This is a genomic window from Kitasatospora sp. NPDC057518, assembly GCF_042802075.1.
GTDB lineage: Bacteria > Actinomycetota > Actinomycetes > Streptomycetales > Streptomycetaceae > Kitasatospora.
In genome coordinates, this window is sequence record NZ_JBHVEU010000183.1 from 1 (window position 1) to 16383 (window position 16383).

Consider the following 16383-nt stretch of genomic DNA (forward strand, 5'->3'; position numbering starts at 1 on the left):
CGGGGGGCCCCCCCCCCCCCCCGCCCCGGGCCCGGCTCAGCTCCCGGCGCCGGCGCGGTGGCCGTGGCGGAAGAGCGGGGCGCGGGTGTCGAAGGGGACGTCCTCGCGGGCCGCGGCCACGGCGGCGTCCGAGGCGGGCAGGTCGAACGGCAGGGTCGCGGTCATCGGGGCGCGGCCGAGCGCGGCGTCCAGGACGACCTCGTCGGCGGCGCCGAACTCCCCGATCAGCAGGGCCGCGTGCGGGGCGAGCGGGGTGAGCACCGCGGGCCGCTCCAGCTGGGCCGCGAAGACCGTGGGGACGACGGCGGCCAGCGCGGCGAGCCGGTCGGCCTCGGCCGGCTCGAACTCCAGCGAGCCGCTGTGGAAGTGCCGCTCCAGCAGGCCCTCGCGCCGCTCGTACGGGGTGGCGAGGCGGACGACGGCCAGGTCGGCCCGCGCCGGGTCCTCGACGACGGTGCCGTACCGGGCGGCGACGGCCGGGTCGACGCCCTCGACGTACAGCCGGGTGGCGCTGCGCGGCTCGCCGGCCAGGTGGACCACGGAGCGGCGCTGGACCTCGCGGCCGAGCGCCCGGCCCTCCGGGGCGCCGACCAGTTCGGCGGCGGCGTCCGGGTCGACGTACGGGTCGTCGAAAAGGCCGAGGCGGAACTTGTCGCGCAGGATGCGGCGGACGGACTCGTCCAGCCGGGCCTCGGTGACCGCGCCGGAGCGGAGGGCCGCCAGGATCAGCTCCGGGTCCGTCTCGCCGCCGAGCTGGTCGGCGCCCGCGTCCAGGGTGAGCGCGACCTGCTCGGCGACGGACAGCTCCTCGACGCCCCAGTGCCGCGGGGGCAGGGTGACCACGCCGGGGACGTCCATGCCGGTGATGGCGTTGAAGTCGGTGCAGACCACGCCGTCGAAGCCGTAACGACCGCGCAGCAGGCCGGTGATGACGTCCCGGTTGAAGTTGGCGCCGACCTCGGCGAGGCCGCTGCCGGAGGGGATCGCGTAGGCGGGCATGATCTGCGCGGTGCCCGCGGCGAAGGCCGCCTCGAAGGGCCGCAGGTGGGTCTCGAACTCGCCGCCGGGGTAGACCAGTCGGCGTCCGGCGGCGAAGTGCGAGTCCTCGCCGCCGGCCTGCGGGCCGCCACCGGGGAAGTGCTTGGTCATGCAGGCGACGCTGTCCGGGCCGATCGGCCCGCCCTGGAGGCCCTCGATGTAGGCGGCGATCATCCGCGAGGCGCGCTCCGGGTCCTCCCCGAAGGTGCCGCTGATCCGGGCCCAGCGGGGCTCGGTGGCGAGGTCGGCCATCGGGTGGATGGCGACCCGGATGCCGACGGCGCACAGCTCGCGGCGGATCAGGTCGGCGTAGCGGCGCACCAGGTCGGGGTCGTCGGTGGCGGCGAGGCCGATCGGCTCGGGGCCGGTGCTGAAGCCGCCGCCGGTGTGGGCGGTGGCCGGGTTGGCGGTGAAGCCGTGCCGGGGGTCGGAGGAGAGGGTGACGGGGATGCCCAGCCGGGCGGCCGCGGCGAGGTCCTGGACGTGGTTGTTCCAGGCGGCCATCGCGCGCGGGTCGGGGACGGCCATCATGGCGAAGTGGGTGAGGCCCCGCCTGGTGATCAGATCGGCGCCGGAGGGGAACGGGCCCTGGTCGCCGGGGAGCATCCGGCCGTGCAGCATCTGCGCGGCCTTCTCCTCCGGGGTCATCCGGGCCAGCAGGTCCTCGACCCGCTCCTCGACGGGCAGCCGCGGGTCCTCGTAGGGCTCCATGGTGCCGTTGTGGTTGAGGTCGCGGAAGGGCGTGCCGTCGGTGTGGTGCAGGACGGTCAGCATGCCGTCACCTCCGCGGAGTTCGACGCGGCGGCCTTGGTGCGGAAGGCCTCGATCGTCTCGGCGGTGACCCCGCAGGCGGCCAGGAAGCCGGCGGCGCCGCCGTGCCTGGCCCGGACCAGGTCGAGGAAGGCGCTCATCGCCCCGGCGGGGGCCTCCAGCAGCGGGGCGGGGACGACCATCCGGCCGGCCTCGACCTCGTTGAGGGCGGCACGGTTGCGGTCGGCGAGCCCGGCCCAGATCTGCTGGATCGCCTCGTTGGTGCGGGCGTAGTCGGCGACGATCTCCTCGGCGGGCACCCCGAGCAGCTCCAGCAGCAGCGCGGTGAGCAGCCCGGTGCGGTCCTTGCCGGCGGCGCAGTGCACCAGCACCCCGCCGGGGCGGACGGTGGCCTCCACGGCGGCGGCGAGGGCCCGCGGCGCGGACTCGGCCATCAGCAGGTAGAAGGCGCCGAGGTCCTCGGCGGTGGTCATGGTCCGCATGGCCCGCGCGAGTTCGTCGTTGGTCGGCTCGATCCGGGCGGCGACGACGGCGATGCCGGCGGCCTCGGCGGCGGCCCAGTCCTCGGGGCCGGTCTCGGCCTCGCCCCGGAGGTCGACGACGGTGGTGATGCCGTGCTCGCCCAGCTGGGCGACGACGGCCGCGTCGGCGGCGGGGAAGGGCTGGGCGGAGCGGAACAGGGCGCCGGGACGGATCCAGCGGCTCGCGGGGTCGGCGAGCGCTGCGGGGTCGCGGAAGTTGACCAGGGACATGCGGAGGCCTTTCGGGTCGTGCGGGGGGTGCGCAAAAGGGGGAAGAGGGCGTGCGGTGCCGTCCGGGCGGCCTGCGGCGCGCCCGGGAAGGACGGGGTACGGGGTACGGGGTCGGGTCAGCCCGCGGTGGCGAGCACGTCCCGGTAGGCCCTGACCCAGTCGGTCAGGGTGCCGCTCTCCGAGCCGATCAGGACGTGGCGCCGCACCATGCCGCCGAACATCGCGCCGAGCGCGGTCGGACGCAGGTCGGTGGCCGGGTCGACGTCGAGCCGCTCGGCGGCGATGGTGACGGTGCGTTCGGTGAAGGCGTCGATGACGACCAGGGCGTAGTTGCGCACGGAGTGCACGTCGAGCAGGCCCCGGCGCAGCCGGCGGCGGCGCTCGGTGTGCTCGACGGGCTCCTCCAGCCGTCCGCCGGTGACGGTCAGCGCGTGGTCGAGCGCGGCCCAGAGCGGGAGTTCGGCGGGGGCGGCGGCGAAGGCGTCGAGGACGACCTGGCCGAAGTCCCAGCCGAACAGCAGCGCCTCCTTGGCCGGGTAGTAGCGGAAGAAGGTGCGGTGGGCGACGTCGGCGCGGCGGCAGATCCGGTCGACGGTGGTGCGCTCGTAGCCCTGCTCCTCGAAGAGGTCGAGCGCCGCGCTGCGGATGCTGTCGCGGGTGCGCGCCTTCTTCCGGTCGCGCATGCCCTGCTCCGCCGCGGTGTCCGTCCCCTGCATCGTTCTTCCGCTCCCGTTCGGTGAGTTGAGTGTCGGTCGTGTCGGTGGGTGGGGCCGCCGAGGGGGCCGCCATGAGTACGGAACCACGTCCGGCCGCGCCCGCTCAAGGCGAGCGCCGACTCTTCCGGGTTTCGTCATCCGGAATTTGCATAACTGCCTTTTGGCAGTCCTGCCACTTCCGGAATGGTGTGTCGCGTCGGCGGCCGCACTCCCCCTGGCCGCCCCCACTCCCCCGAACCGAGGAACCATGAAGCGGCACTACCTCCTGGCATCGGCGGCCCTCGCCGCCGCCCTCACCCTCACCGCCTGCTCCGCCTCCGACGACGCGCTGTCCGGCACCGGCGGCGCCGGGAACACCGGCGCGGCGGCCGACGGGCCGGCCGTGGACGGCGGCACGCTCAAGATCGGCCTGGACCGGCCGTTCGCCAAGCTCGACCCGGCCGACGGAACCCTGATCCAGATGCCGATGATGGTCCTCGCCAACGCCCTGTACGACCCGCTGATGGTCAACGGCGACAACGGCACCGTCCAGCCGTACCTCGCCAAGTCCTTCACCCCCGACGCGGACGCCACGGTCTGGACCCTCGACCTGCGCGAGGGCGTGACCTTCAGCGACGGCAAGCCGCTGGACGCCCAGGCCGTCGCCGACCACGTCGCCCGGCTCGCCAAGCCGGAGAGCAAGTGCGCCTGCGCCCTCGACGCGGCCGCCATCGCCACCACCGCCGTCACCGGCCCCACCACCGTCGCCTTCACCCTCAAGGCCCCCGACGCCGCCTTCCCCAACCTGTTCACCCGCTCCCTCGGCTACATCTCCGAGGCGCCCTCCAGCGACTCCCCCGCCGTCGGCTCCGGCCCGTACACCGTGGAGAGCGTGCAGCCCGGAGTCTCCGTCACCCTCGCCCGCAACCCCGCCTACTGGGGCACCAAGGGCCACGCCGACAAGCTCGTCTACCGGGTGCTGTCCGACGCCGACAGCCGCTACCAGTCGCTGCGCTCCGGCGACACCGACCTGATCTGGACCGAGACGCCCGGCCAGCTCAAGCAGGCCGCCGCCGACGGGCTGCGCACCGCCACCGGGCCCGGCTCCACCAGCACCGTCGTCTTCAACACCAAGGCCGCGCCCTTCGACGACGTCCGGGTCCGCCGGGCCGTGCAGTACGCCATCGACCGCGAGGCCCTGGAGAAGGTCGTCTTCCTCGGCCAGGGCGCCGTCTCCGACGGCCCGATCGGCTCCCGCTCCCCGTACCGCACCGCCGGCGCGTACCCGGCCCACGACACGGCCAGGGCCCGCGCCCTGCTCGCCGAGGCCGGCCACCCCGACCTCGCCTTCGACTACCTCGTCGACAGCCGCCCCGAGGCCCAGCAGCGCGCCACCGTGCTCCAGCAGATGCTCGGCGAGGCCGGGATCAGGATGACCATCAAGCCGATGGACAACGCGAGCCTGGGCACCGCGATGCTCCAGCGCAAGTTCCAGGTGCTGGACTTCATCACCAGCATGTTCGGCGACACCGACACCGCGCTCGGCAGCCTCTACCTGCCGAACTCGCCGTACAACTTCATGGGTTGGACCGACCCGGAGGCCGCCAAGGCGATCGCCGAGGGCCGCGCCTCGACCGACCCCGCCAAGCGCTCGGCCGCCTACGGCCAGGCCGCCCGGCGGGTCGTCGACGAGGCGCCGATGGCCTTCCTCACCGAGAACACCGTCGGCTTCCTCTCCACCGCCAAGGTCGGCGGCCTGCCCGACCTCTCCAAGCGCACCGTCCTCAACGTCTCCCCCGCCACCCTGTGGGTGAAGCGATGACCCCCGGCACCCGGACCGCCCTGCGGTACGGCGGACGGGTCGGCCGCGCCGCGGCCGTCCTGCTGCTGGTCACCGTCGCCGCCCTCGCCCTGCCCCACCTGATGCCCGGCTCACCCGCCGTCGCCGCCCTCGGCCCCACCGCCACCCCCGAGCAGATCTCCGCCTACGAGGCCGGGCTCGGCCTGGACCGCAACCTGTTCGCCGCCACCTGGCAGTGGATCGGCGACGCCCTGCACGGCGACCTCGGCCACTCGCTGTCCACCGGAGCCGCCGTCACCACCGAACTCGCCGACCGCATCCCCGTCACCCTCGAACTCTTCCTCGCCGCCCAGCTGGTGGCGCTCCTCCTGGCCGTACCCGTCGCCCTGCTCTCCGCCTGGCGGCCCGGCGGCACCTTCGACCGGATCGCCACCGCCGGCACCTTCGGCTGGCTCGCCGTCCCCGGCTTCGCCCTCGGCCTGCTGCTGATCTGGATCGCCGCCGTCCAGCTGCGCGTCCTGCCCGCCACCGGCTGGACCCCGTTCACCGAGGACCCGGCCGAGAACCTCCGCCACCTGGTGCTGCCCGCGCTCACCCTCGGCCTCACCGAGGCCGCCGTGTTCACCCGCACCCTGCGCGGACAACTGCTCGACACCCTCGACCAGCCGTACATCGCCGCCGCCCGCAGCCGCGGCATGGGCACCACCCGGCTGCTGCTGCGCCGCGCCCTGCGGCCGTCCAGCCTGCCGCTGGTGACGCTGATCGGGATCGGCATCGGGACCTCGCTCGGCGGGTCGGTGCTGGTCGAGTCGCTGTTCGCGGTGCCCGGCGTCGGCAGCCTGGCCTCCGCCGCCATCGCCGGCCGGGACTTCCCGGTCGTCCAGGCCGTCGTGGTGGTCAGCGCCCTCGGCGTGGTCGCGGCCACCTTCGCGGTCGACCTGCTGTACCGCACGATCGACCCGAGGATCGCCCATGAGCACCGTTGAGACCACCGTCGTCACCGTTCTCCAGGCCCGCACCGCCCGGCGCCGGCCCCCGGCCGGTGTGCTCGCCGCCGCGGCCTGGCTGGCCCTGGTCGCCCTCGCCGCCCTGCTGCTGCCCCTGCTGCCCGGCTTCGACCCGCTGCACGGCGACTTCGCCCACCCCTCCGCCGCCCCCGGCCCCGGCCACTGGCTGGGCACCGACGCCGCCGGACGGGACGTCCTGCAACGCACCGTCGCCGGCGCCCGCGCCTCGTTCACCGTCGCCGCCCTGACCATCCTGGTCGGCCTGCTCGGCGGCGGCGCGCTCGGCCTCGCCGCCGGCTGGTTCCGCGGCCCGGTCGACAAGGCGATCGGCTTCGCGACCGACCTGCTGATGTCCGTGCCCAGCCTGATCCTGGTGATGATCACGGTCTCGCTGCGCGGCCCGAGCCTCACCGTGATCGGCACCCTGATCGGGCTGTTCACCGTCCCGCACTTCACCCGGGTGGTACGCGCCGTCGTGCTCTCGCTCGGCGAGCGCGGCTTCGTCCAGGCCGCCCGCATGATCGGCACCGCCCCGCTGCGGATCCTGCGCCGCGAGATCGTCCCGCACGTCGTACCGGTCGCCCTCACCTTCGCCTTCACCGCCACCACCGTCGCCATCGTCGCCGAGGGCTCGCTCAGCTTCCTCGGCTTCGGGCTGCGCCCGCCGGAGCCCTCCTGGGGCGGCATCATCGCCGAGGGCCGCACCGCGCTCGGCAGCGCGCCGTGGATCTCGCTGGCGCCCGCGGCGGTGCTCTGCCTGACCGTCCTCGCCCTCAACTACCTCGGGGAGCAGCTGCGTTCGGGCACTCCCGCCGCCGCGAAGCCCACTGCCCCGAAGCCCACCGCCCCGAAGCGCCCCACCACGAAGGGAGTGCGCGGATGACCTCCGCCCCCGTCCTCGACGTCCGCTCGCTGGACACCGTCCTGCACACCCCCGACGGCCGCGCCCTGCACGTCCTGCACGGCGTCGGCCTGAGCATCGCGGCCGGCGAGTGCCTCGGCGTGGTCGGCGAGTCCGGCTCCGGCAAGTCCGTGCTCGCCCGCACCGTCCTCGGCGTCGAGTCCCGCACCACCCGGGCCGTCGCCACCGGCGAGATCCGGCTGAACGGCGAGGACCTGCTCGCCGCCACCCCCGCCCGCCGCGCCGAACTGCTCGGCACCGGCATCGCGATGGTCCACCAGGACCCGATGACCTCGCTCAACCCGGTGGTCCGGATCGCCGACCAGGTCACCGAGTCGATCACCAACCGGCGCCGCCTCTCCCGGCGCGAACGGCTGCGCACCGCCGCCGAACTGCTCGCCGCCGTCGACGTCCCCGACCCCGCCCGGCGGGCCCGCGCCCACCCGCACGAGCTCTCCGGCGGCCTGCGCCAGCGCGTCGGCATCGCCGCCGCCCTGGCCGGCGAACCCGCCCTGCTGCTCGCCGACGAACCCACCACCGCCCTCGACGTCACCGTCCAGCGCACCGTCCTCGACCTGCTCGACCAGCACCGGGTCGAACGGGGCCTGGCCACCCTGCTGATCACCCACGACATCGGCCTGCTGTACGGGCGGGCCCGGCGCATCGCCGTCATGTACGGCGGCCGGATCATCGAGACCGGCCCCACCGAGGCCGTCACCCGCACCCCCCGGCATCCCTACACCGCGGCCCTGCTGCGCTCCGTCCCCCGGGTCACCGGCCCGCTGCGCCGCACCCTGCCCGCCATCCCCGGCTCGCCGCCCGACCTCACCCGGCCCACCCCCGGCTGTCCCTTCGCCCCGCGCTGCGAACGAGCGACGGAGCTCTGCACCACGACCGCGCCGCCCACCCACGCCTCGGCGGACGGCCACACCGCCGACTGCCACTTCCCGCTCACCGAAGCCGACATCACCACCCCCGAGGAACTGGAGCCCGCGGCATGACCACCTCCCCCGAAGCCGTGGGCCCCGACGCCGCCACACCGGGACGGCCCGTCCTGGAGGCCACCGGCCTGAGCGTCGTCCACCGCACCCGCTCCGGCCCGCTGCACGCCGTCAGCGGCGTCGACCTGGCCCTGTACCCGCGCCGCACCCTCGCCCTGGTCGGCGAGTCCGGCTCCGGCAAGAGCAGCATCGCCAAGGCCCTGCTGCGGCTGCCCCCGCCCACCACCGGCACCGTCACCCTCGACGGCACCGACCTCGCCGCGCTCTCCCCGCGCGCCCTGCGGGCCGTCCGGCCCCGCCTCCAGATGGTCTTCCAGGACCCGCTCTCCTCCCTCAACCCGCGCCGCCGGGTCCGCGACCTCGTCGCCGAGCCCCTCGACGCCCACCCCGATCCGGCCCGCGACCGCGACCGCGAGGAGACCGTCACCCGGCAGCTGGAGGCCGTCGGCCTGCCGCCCGCCCTGTTCGGCGACCGCCGGCCCCACCAGCTCTCCGGCGGACAGGCCCAACGGGTCGCCATCGCCCGGGCGTTGGCCGCCGGGCCGCGCGTCCTGATCGCCGACGAGGCGGTCTCCGCGCTCGACGTCTCGGCCCAGGCCACCGTGCTCAACCTGCTGCGCGGGCTCACCGAGGAGCGCGGACTGGCCGGCCTGTTCATCTCCCACGACCTCGGCGTGGTCCGGGCCGTGAGCGACGAGGTGGCCGTGCTCCAGCTCGGCCGCGTCTGCGAGCGCGGCCCCACCGAGGCCGTCCTCGCCGCCCCGGCCCACCCCTACACCGCCGCCCTGCTCGCCGCCGTCCCCGAACCCGGCCGCCCGCTGCGCGACACCGGCCTGCTCCCCGCCGACCCGCCCTCCCCGCTCGCCCCGCCCAGCGGCTGCCGCTTCCGCACCCGCTGCCCCCTGGCCGACTCCCGCTGCGCCACCGAGGAGCCCCGCCACCGGGAAGTGGCACCCGGCCGCACGGTGGCCTGCCACCGCCCGCTGGTCGGCGCCGCCCGGGCCTGACCTCCGTGGTCAGTACAGCTAGCGCAGGACGGACTCCAGGAAGTCGCTGCCGATCCGGGCCACGACCGACAGGTCGAGCTGGTGGAGGACGTAGCGGCCCCGGCGGCGGGTGGTGAGCAGCCCGGCCTTGCGCAGGACGGCGAGGTGGCGGGAGACCTCCGGTGCGGTGATGTCCTGTGAGTCGGCCAGCTCGCTCGTCGAGTACGCCCCGCGCGCGAGGTGGCGGCACAGGTTCATCCGCATCGGGTGGGTCAGCGCCTCCAGGCGCAGCTTCACCGTCTCCACCGACTCGGCGCCGCCGACCTCGTGGGCGGCGGCCGGGTACTGGATCACGGGCTGCCAGCCCGGCGCGTACAGGGCGAAGAAGTGCGGCCAGCCGAAGACGGTCGGCAGCAGGGTGACGCCCGTGCTGCCGGCCTCGGTGCGGCCGTGCACCAGTTTGTCGACGACGATGCGGGTGCCGTGCCCGTCCTCCTCCAGGCTCAGTACGGAGGAGGTCGCCGCGAGCGCCTCCGCCAGGCCCTTGCGGCGCAGCAGGTCGGTCTTGTGCCGGGCGTCGGCGGCGAGCTGGACCTGGACGCGGCGCCAGGCGTCGGCGAAGAACGCCCGGTCGCAGTCCTCCAGGAGGCGCCGGATCCAGGCGCGGGTGCCGGTGGGGTCGGCGAGCGTCCGTTCGACGAAGGCCGCCTGGCGCGGGCCGCGCGCGGCGGCGAGGTCGAGCGCGCGGCGCCGCGACCGGCCGTCGGTCAGCGGCGAGGGCATGCCCTGCGAGTAGCGGCTGCTGTTGCAGGAGATCTCCAGGGCCGAGCCGACGAAGGTCTCGTCGTCCAGCTGGTCGAGGTCGTCCAGTTCCTCGGCGAGCGTCTCCCGGGGCCGGGGCGGCATCAGGAAGTCGGAGCGGGTCGAGCGCCACATGAAGTCGGCCTCGACGAGCCGGTCGGCGAGCTCCGGTTCGAGAGTGGCGGAGGTCGCCGTCGTCCAGGCGTGCAGGCGTGGGTGGTGAGCGGGCTCGGCCAGCGCGTGCAGGGCGTTGCCGAGTTCGGCCAGCGGCGAGGGGCAGAAGATGATCCGCTCGTGCGGCAGTCCGGTGATGTCAATGGTCACGCTCACCCCACCATGGTGCCGGATCGGGCGGCGGCGCCGTCCCGTCGTTTGACCAGTACCGTCAATCGGCGGGACGGGAGGGGCGCGCCGGGCGCAGGGTGAGGGCATGAACGCACTGCAGCAGCACCTCCTCGACAGCCACCGGGCCACCCAGCGCGGCGAACCAGCCCCGCCCCTGCCCGGCACCCACGACCTCGCCGTCCTGCGGGCGGTCGTCGGCCGCATCCGCGCGGCCCTCGGACTCCGGCGGGCCTAGCGAGGCGTACGCGCGGTTCTACGAGCACCTCGGCTTGCCGATGCCTTGGACACGGGTCCGAGGTCGAATCCGCCCGTCATCACAGGATGGCGGGCGGATTCGTGTCGCTCCTGCGCTTTTCGTACGCAGGCGCGCGGTGTCACCGCCCGACGAAGCCGAGGGGCACCGAATTGCTGGTGTTCGAAGAATTGACCTTGTCCTTCGTCTTGGCGTCCGAGAGGGCGATCGTCCCCTCACTCGTATTCAGACCGTCGGGGCATACCGAGTCTGCCGCCCTGCCGACGTCCACCCCATTCGCGGGCACGGTCAGGCTGTGCTTGCTGTCTTCGTCCGTGAACACTGCCCAGCGCACCAGGCCGAGGTCACTGCCCTCCAGATGAACCGGTCCGCCCGCCTCGACCTGGGTCGGGTAAACGGTGGTAATGTGCATGCCCATCCTGTCTCGCCTCCTCTTCTCTCACGTGTGCCGTCGGTCGGAATTAGCCCCGGTGGAGCAAGACCTGAATCCAATCTAAAAGCCCAACGACGGTCGGGCAACCCCGTTCGGTCGGGAAACACGGTTTCACGGAGATGCATCAACAACATCACCACCAAGATGATTCGCTGACGAATCATTGATAAAATGACCCTGCCGGGACGTGGGCACAGCACTCCCCCTTGCGCACGGCCCGGGAGAAACCCGCTCCGGCGGGACACGCGATGCCGCTACGGATTCTCGAAGACGATGTCCAGACTGTTGCTCGTGTTGCCCGGCGCGATCTCGTTCTGCGTATCGGCGGTGGAGAGCCAGACCTTTCCGCGCCCGTTGGCCAGCCCCGGCGGGCGCCTCGACGTCGCCAGGTAGCCGACATCGCCGCCCTTGGCATCCGTGATGACCGTCCTGCCGTCTTCGTCCGCGAATACCGCCCAGCGCACCAGGCCGAGATTGCTGCCCTCGAAAGTGACCGGCCCCCATTCCTCCACATCAGGGGGGTCGACCCTGTCGATGCGGGGAACGAGGCGCTTGACGTGAACGGTCACGTCTCCGGACCCGTAGGTCTCCGGTGGGCAGTCCGGCGGGCTCGTGATGGCCAGCCGAACCTTGGGATCGCCGGAGGAGAGCCCGCTGCCGACGCGGACGGCGACATCGAGGTCGATCCGGTCCCCGCTGTCGTAGACGTCGAGGTGGGCGCCCGCGCACCTCAGGGTGGAATTCCCCGGCGACCGCTCGCCCCGGAAGGTCCCCGGCCGGCCTCCGTTCCGGCTGAACCCCACGACGTCCTCCTCGAACGTCAGCCCCGGATCGGCGGTGAGGACGAGGTCCGCTCCCGCGACCCCCTCCCGCGCGTCGACCACCCGGAACGCGGCGGTGACCACGGAACCCGGGTCGGCCGGGACGTCCTCGGCCGTCACGTCCAGCCGGCCGCCGCCGCCTCCGGTCTCCACACCGCTCACCATCCCAGCACGGTCACCCAGACCTCCCCGGCCGACGGATAGCCGTTGACCTGGGGATCGAATGCCCATTCACACGTCACCAGGACCCCACCCTTCTGGGCGTCCTCCAGGCTGGCCTCCGCCTTCACATGGATCCTTCCGATATTCTGGAACTGGGCATCGGTGTAGTGCCCGGAGTAGCCGGACACGAAGGCGACCGCCCTGTTGACGCACTGCTCGAACGAGAACTGCTGCGTCAGGGTCCTGACGGATGCGTCGCCGGACCGCGGAAACTCGAAATGGCACTGCTCGACCTGGATGATCGGCGCCACACTCACTCCGGCCACTGTCTTCCCTTCCCGTTTCCCGCTACATCCCACCCGTCTCGGCGATGACCAGGATCCGCGCCGAGGCCTGGAAGTTGTAGTCGGGGCCAGCGTCCCGCGGACGCAGCAGGAATGTCACCTGGACCGCGGCGGTATTACCGGTCAGCTTCCCCACGGAGCAATCGACGTGCTCCTTGCCGTAGGGGGCTTCACCGGGATTGTAGGGCCCCCTCAGGAATTCAAGGGAGAACGCCTGGATAGCGGCTTCGGCATTCTTCACGGGGTGACTGAAGGTGGCAGTACCATGCCATATCAATGGCTCCGTGCTGCGGCCGTGCTCATATGGGACGGCATCGACGACCGTGAATTCTATTCCCATGATCTGATCTCCGGACTCGCCCTGCGGATCCTGACCGCCGGCCGGTCAGTCCGTCACGGCCGGCTTGCCCCCGTTCGAGGTGTCCGTCGCCTCCTTCGCCCTCGTCCCGCTTTCGGCGCCGCCGGGGCCCGGAGCGAGGGTCCGGCCCGGCCGGCCAACGGTTCGCACACTTCCCAGCGCACACCATCCCGTCCACGATCGCAACCCGGTGCGGCACGACTACCCGGAGCGACCGGCCCACGGGCTCACGCCCCGAGGAACTCCGGACCGAAGTGCCGTGTCCGGTCCGATCGTGGGCCGACAGGTGACCGCCCACCACCCCGGGCGGGCTGCCCGGGTCAAGGCACCGGGCCTTTGCGGTGGTGTTCGGCGGCCGGGGTTACCCGCACGGCGGAGTGCGGGCATGCGTGCGGGGCGGCCGTGACCGAGTCGGCCGTGAAGCCCCCGGGTGAGAGCGCCCCCGGCGCCGTCACCCGGACGACGGAAGGAAGAGTCCTCCGATGACCACGGACACCACGACGGCCGACACGCCCGCCGACGACGTCGCCACCCGACGGGAGGAGGCCCGCGCCCGGCTCCTCGACCAACTCCTGGGCCACGACGGACAAGCAGCGCTGAATCCGGACGGCCTCCGGGTCGCCGACCCCACCTTCACCGGCCACGGCTGTCCGCTGCGCCTGGACCTGGGCGACGGCACCCGCCCCGCGGAGCCGCACACCCCGGTCGCGTTCCGGGACACGGTGGTGGAGACCGGCACCTACACGTGGCTGTTCCCCGCACTGGACGGGTACGTGCCCGGCGACGATCTGATCGAGGAACTCGGCGCGCCCGGCGGCCAGATGGACCTCAACCCCCCGCTCCCGTTCGACAAGCGGCAGTGCGCCGAACTCGGCGAGAAGATCGACGACAAGTACCTGGCGAAGCCGCCGAAGCCGTCGACGGCCCCGGCCGAGGCCGGCATCCCGGCGGGCTACACCTACCTCGGCCAGTTCCTCGACCACAACATCACCTTCCAGGCCGACGTGACCTTCGACAGCAACACCATCGGGGACACGACGAACTTCCGCAGCGCCAGGGTCGACCTCTCCCACGTCTACGGACTCGGTCCCAAGACCCAGTCGTTCGCGTTCTACGACAACCTCGACGTCGGAAAGTTCTGGATCGACCCGAACCGCGACTACGACGTGCCCCGCAACCCCCAGGGCGTCCCGGTCATCGCCGACCCGCGCAACGACAACACCATCATCTCGATCCAGATCCACCACGCCTTCATGCTGTTCCACAACGCCGTGGTCGACATGCTGAAGGGCTCGGTCCCGGACGTCGCCCTCTTCGACACGGCCAAGCAACAGGTCGTCTGGCACTACCAGTGGATGATCCTCAACGACTGGCTTCCCAGGATCGTGAAGGACTCGGTGTACGCGAAGGTCAAGGCGGTGGCCGAGAACAAGGAAGCCCCCTTCCTCCTCTTCAACCCCCCGCAGGACAAGCCGGTCGCACTGCCCCTCGAATTCACCACCGCCGCCTACCGGCTGCACTCGCTGCCGGTCGAGGAGTACCGCCTCAACAACACCACGACCGGCCACCTCTTCAACTTCCGCAGACCGTTCTCACCGCTGCGCACCGAACAGGTCATCGACTGGCACCAGTTCTTCGTGATCCCGGGGGCCACGCAGCAACCCCAGTACGCGAAGAGGTTCGACAGGAAGATCATCCACGCCTTCCTCCAGATGCCGCCGCCCATCGACAGCCCCCTGACGTGGCTGGAGGACTCCACGGAGAAGGAAGGACTCCCGGACGGAAACCCGTACCAGGGCCAGCTCTACTCGCCGCTGCTCTCCATCGCCATCCGGAACCTGCGCCGCGCGAACTCCTTCGTCCGCAAGGACGGCACCAAGGGGCTGCCCTCCGGGGAGGACCTCGCCAAGGAGGTGTACGCGAAGTACAGCTCAGGCCACGATCCTTACACGCCGAAGGACTTCGGGCTGCAGGACTTCGACCACGTACCGCCCTGGTACTACGTCCTGGGCGAGGGCGCGCTCGAGGAGAAGTCGGACGTGGGCAGCCTCAAACTCGGCACCCTGGGCAGCGCCATCGTCGGCGAGGTGATCGCCGCACTGATCAAGGCCGACCCGGGCTCGTACCTCAGTCACAACAGCAGGAATTCGGCGAACCCGTGGAAGCCGACGTTCGGCAAGGACCCCGGCACGTTCTACATGGCGGACCTCGTGCGCATCGCCGGACTCGTGTGACGACAGGCCCCCGGGCCCGGCCGCCGGGAAGGTCCTCACGTCGACGGTGCTCGTGGTCGGCTGCGAGGAACGGGTCGGAGCTCTTGATGAAGATCAGGTCCAGTGTCCCAGGCGGTGAGGCGTCAGCCCGTGGACGGGGGGTTCCCACCCGCGGTGACCACGCCCGTCTCATAGGCGATGACGACCAGCTGGGCCCGGTCGTGGGCGTCGAGCTTGGCCAGCAGCCGCCGGACGTGGGTCTTGACGGTCGCGATGCTCAGCCCCAGATGGTCGGCGATCCCCCGGTTGGGCAGTCCCCGGGCCACCAGTCGGAGGACTTCCCGTTCCCGTGGGGTCAGGCCCGCCAGCTCCCGGGCGAGCCGCGGGCGCGGCTCGTGGCGTCCGGCGAACTCGCGGATCAGACGGCGGGTGACGGCGGGCGCGAGCAGGGCGTCGCCGGCGGCGACCACCCGCAGGGCCGCCAGCAGGTCGGCGGGGAGGATGTCCTTCAGGAGGAATCCGCTGGCTCCGCCGCGGAGTGCCGCGTACACGTACTCGTCCAGGTCGAAGGTGGTGAGGACCAGCACGCGGGTGCCGACGGCGTCCGGGTCCGCGCAGATGCGCCGGGTGGCCTCCAGACCGTCCATGCCGGGCATCCGGATGTCCATCAGCACGACGTCGGGCCGCAGCCGCAGCGCGAGTTCGACGGCCTGCTCCCCGTCGGCGGCCTCGCCCGCGACGGCGAGGTCCGGCACGCTCTCGATGAGCAGGCGGAAGCCCGTCCGCAACAGCGCCTGGTCGTCGGCGATGAGGACCCGGACCGGCCGGTTCACCGTGCCGCCTCCGATCCACAGGGCAGCCGCGCGTGCACCCGGAACCCGCCCGTCGCCAGGGGGCCGGCGGAGAAGGTCCCGCCGCACATGGCCGCCCGCTCCCGCATCCCGACGAGCCCGTGCCCGCCGCCGAGACGCCGGTGCGGGAGCCGGTGCGGGAGCCGGGCCGGCGCGTCGTTGACGACCTCGATCTCGACCGCCTCGGGATCCACCCGGGACAGGATCACCCGGCAGTCCGCCGACCCCGCGTGCCTGACGACGTTGGTGAGGGCCTCCTGGACGATCCGGTAGACCGCCAGTTCCACCCCCGGGGGGAGCGGTGGATCCGGGTCGACGGACAGCTCCACGCGCGGGCCCGCGCCGGCCGCGAGCGCGGGCAGGTCCGCCAGACCGGGGGCGGCCCCGAGCTCGGCTCCGTCACCGGGTGAGCGCAGCACGCCGAGCATGCGGCGCATCTCGGTGAGCGCCGTCCGGCCCGCCGTCCCGACCAGGGCGAGGGTCCGCTCGGTCTCCTCCGGGTTGGTGGAGGCCACCGCGCGGGCCACCTCGGCCCGGACCGTGATGACGGTCAGATGGTGGGCCACCACGTCGTGGAGCTCGCGGGCGATCCGCAGGCGCTCGTCCGTCACGGCCTGCCGGGCGGCGAGTTCCGCGTACGACCGCTGTTCCCTCAGCGCGGTGCCCACCAGCCAGGGCAGGGCCATCATCAGGGACGCGAAGACGACGCCCCCCGCGACCTCGGAGGCCGGGACCGGTCGCGGTATAAGAGACAGCCCCGGGGTCATCCGATCGGTGTACCCCCCGGGCCGCCCGCACCCCGCGGCCGCCGGTCCGCGGGACCGGGCCGAAGCCCCTCCGGCCACGAGGC

17 protein-coding genes are annotated in these 16383 nt (G+C 72.9%); 7 read left to right on the top strand and 10 right to left on the bottom strand.

The window, feature by feature from the left end; all coding sequences use genetic code 11:
* Positions 1 to 36: 36 nt before the first annotated feature.
* The 3 genes from ACFU7Z_RS19920 to ACFU7Z_RS19930 form a co-directional block, all read right to left on the bottom strand.
* Positions 37 to 1812 carry a glycoside hydrolase family 3 protein gene (locus ACFU7Z_RS19920; RefSeq protein WP_380778570.1) on the bottom strand — a complete coding sequence of 592 codons (1776 nt, stop codon included), beginning with the start codon at positions 1810 to 1812 and terminating at the stop codon, positions 37 to 39.
* Positions 1806 to 2561 carry a tyrosine-protein phosphatase gene (locus tag ACFU7Z_RS19925; RefSeq protein WP_380778572.1) on the bottom strand — a complete coding sequence of 252 codons (756 nt, stop codon included), beginning with the start codon at positions 2559 to 2561 and terminating at the stop codon, positions 1806 to 1808. Before ACFU7Z_RS19925 ends, ACFU7Z_RS19920 begins: the two co-directional genes overlap by 7 nt.
* A 116-nt stretch (positions 2562 to 2677) precedes the next feature.
* Positions 2678 to 3277: a TetR family transcriptional regulator gene (locus tag ACFU7Z_RS19930; RefSeq protein ID WP_074002734.1), complete on the bottom strand. Its 600-nt coding sequence runs from the start codon at positions 3275 to 3277 to the stop codon at positions 2678 to 2680.
* Between the two features lie 247 nt (positions 3278 to 3524).
* On the opposite strand from ACFU7Z_RS19930, the gene ACFU7Z_RS19935 reads away from it, so the two are divergent.
* Genes ACFU7Z_RS19935 through ACFU7Z_RS19955 form a run of 5 tightly spaced genes read left to right on the top strand, consistent with a single transcriptional unit; the run spans position 3525 to position 8973 of the window.
* Positions 3525 to 5078, top strand: coding sequence for an ABC transporter substrate-binding protein (locus ACFU7Z_RS19935; protein WP_380778574.1), 1554 nt, complete (start codon positions 3525 to 3527; stop codon positions 5076 to 5078).
* The gene (locus tag ACFU7Z_RS19940) at positions 5075 to 6043 is read left to right on the top strand and encodes an ABC transporter permease (protein WP_380778576.1); all 969 of its coding nucleotides are present in this window, start codon (positions 5075 to 5077) and stop codon (positions 6041 to 6043) included. The genes ACFU7Z_RS19935 and ACFU7Z_RS19940 overlap by 4 nt, the downstream gene beginning before the upstream one ends.
* Positions 6030 to 6947 carry an ABC transporter permease gene (locus ACFU7Z_RS19945; RefSeq protein WP_380778578.1) on the top strand — a complete coding sequence of 306 codons (918 nt, stop codon included), beginning with the start codon at positions 6030 to 6032 and terminating at the stop codon, positions 6945 to 6947. The genes ACFU7Z_RS19940 and ACFU7Z_RS19945 overlap by 14 nt, the downstream gene beginning before the upstream one ends.
* Positions 6944 to 7966, top strand: coding sequence for an ABC transporter ATP-binding protein (locus ACFU7Z_RS19950; RefSeq protein WP_380778580.1), 1023 nt, complete (start codon positions 6944 to 6946; stop codon positions 7964 to 7966). The genes ACFU7Z_RS19945 and ACFU7Z_RS19950 overlap by 4 nt, the downstream gene beginning before the upstream one ends.
* Complete coding sequence (locus ACFU7Z_RS19955) at positions 7963 to 8973, top strand: ABC transporter ATP-binding protein (RefSeq protein ID WP_380778582.1); 1011 nt, start codon at positions 7963 to 7965, stop codon at positions 8971 to 8973. Before ACFU7Z_RS19950 ends, ACFU7Z_RS19955 begins: the two co-directional genes overlap by 4 nt.
* Before the next feature lie 18 nt (positions 8974 to 8991).
* Here ACFU7Z_RS19955 and ACFU7Z_RS19960 read toward each other — a convergent pair whose 3' ends face one another.
* Positions 8992 to 10077 (bottom strand): DUF5937 family protein, encoded by a 1086-nt coding sequence (locus ACFU7Z_RS19960; protein ID WP_049649569.1) that lies wholly within the window; start codon positions 10075 to 10077, stop codon positions 8992 to 8994.
* Positions 10078 to 10183: 106 nt separating this feature from the next.
* Between ACFU7Z_RS19960 and ACFU7Z_RS19965 the strand changes: the two genes are divergently transcribed.
* A complete protein-coding gene (locus ACFU7Z_RS19965) occupies positions 10184 to 10333 on the top strand; it encodes a hypothetical protein (protein ID WP_198959359.1) in 150 nt (49 codons plus the stop codon).
* A gap of 139 nt (positions 10334 to 10472) precedes the next feature.
* Here ACFU7Z_RS19965 and ACFU7Z_RS19970 read toward each other — a convergent pair whose 3' ends face one another.
* From ACFU7Z_RS19970 to ACFU7Z_RS19985, 4 genes are all read right to left on the bottom strand, one after another.
* Entirely contained in the window at positions 10473 to 10769 is a 297-nt protein-coding gene (locus ACFU7Z_RS19970) for a hypothetical protein (protein WP_074002741.1), read from the bottom strand.
* 269 nt (positions 10770 to 11038) lie between these two features.
* Entirely contained in the window at positions 11039 to 11770 is a 732-nt protein-coding gene (locus tag ACFU7Z_RS19975) for a hypothetical protein (protein ID WP_380738307.1), read from the bottom strand.
* Positions 11764 to 12084, bottom strand: a complete 321-nt coding sequence (locus tag ACFU7Z_RS19980) for a hypothetical protein (protein ID WP_380778584.1) — start codon at positions 12082 to 12084, stop codon at positions 11764 to 11766. The genes ACFU7Z_RS19975 and ACFU7Z_RS19980 overlap by 7 nt, the downstream gene beginning before the upstream one ends.
* A 31-nt stretch (positions 12085 to 12115) precedes the next feature.
* Positions 12116 to 12352 carry a hypothetical protein gene (locus ACFU7Z_RS19985; protein WP_143204547.1) on the bottom strand — a complete coding sequence of 79 codons (237 nt, stop codon included), beginning with the start codon at positions 12350 to 12352 and terminating at the stop codon, positions 12116 to 12118.
* A gap of 599 nt (positions 12353 to 12951) precedes the next feature.
* Between ACFU7Z_RS19985 and ACFU7Z_RS19990 the strand changes: the two genes are divergently transcribed.
* Positions 12952 to 14703, top strand: a complete 1752-nt coding sequence (locus ACFU7Z_RS19990) for a peroxidase family protein (RefSeq protein WP_074002744.1) — start codon at positions 12952 to 12954, stop codon at positions 14701 to 14703.
* A 122-nt stretch (positions 14704 to 14825) separates the two neighbouring features.
* On the opposite strand, the gene ACFU7Z_RS19995 is transcribed toward ACFU7Z_RS19990, so the two are convergent.
* Together ACFU7Z_RS19995 and ACFU7Z_RS20000 are read right to left on the bottom strand one after the other, a co-directional pair.
* On the bottom strand, positions 14826 to 15515 hold the full coding sequence (locus tag ACFU7Z_RS19995) for a response regulator (RefSeq protein WP_375873074.1): 690 nt from the start codon (positions 15513 to 15515) through the stop codon (positions 14826 to 14828).
* The gene (locus ACFU7Z_RS20000) at positions 15512 to 16222 is read right to left on the bottom strand and encodes a sensor histidine kinase (RefSeq protein ID WP_380778587.1); all 711 of its coding nucleotides are present in this window, start codon (positions 16220 to 16222) and stop codon (positions 15512 to 15514) included. Before ACFU7Z_RS20000 ends, ACFU7Z_RS19995 begins: the two co-directional genes overlap by 4 nt.
* Between the last annotated feature and the right edge of the window lie 161 nt (positions 16223 to 16383).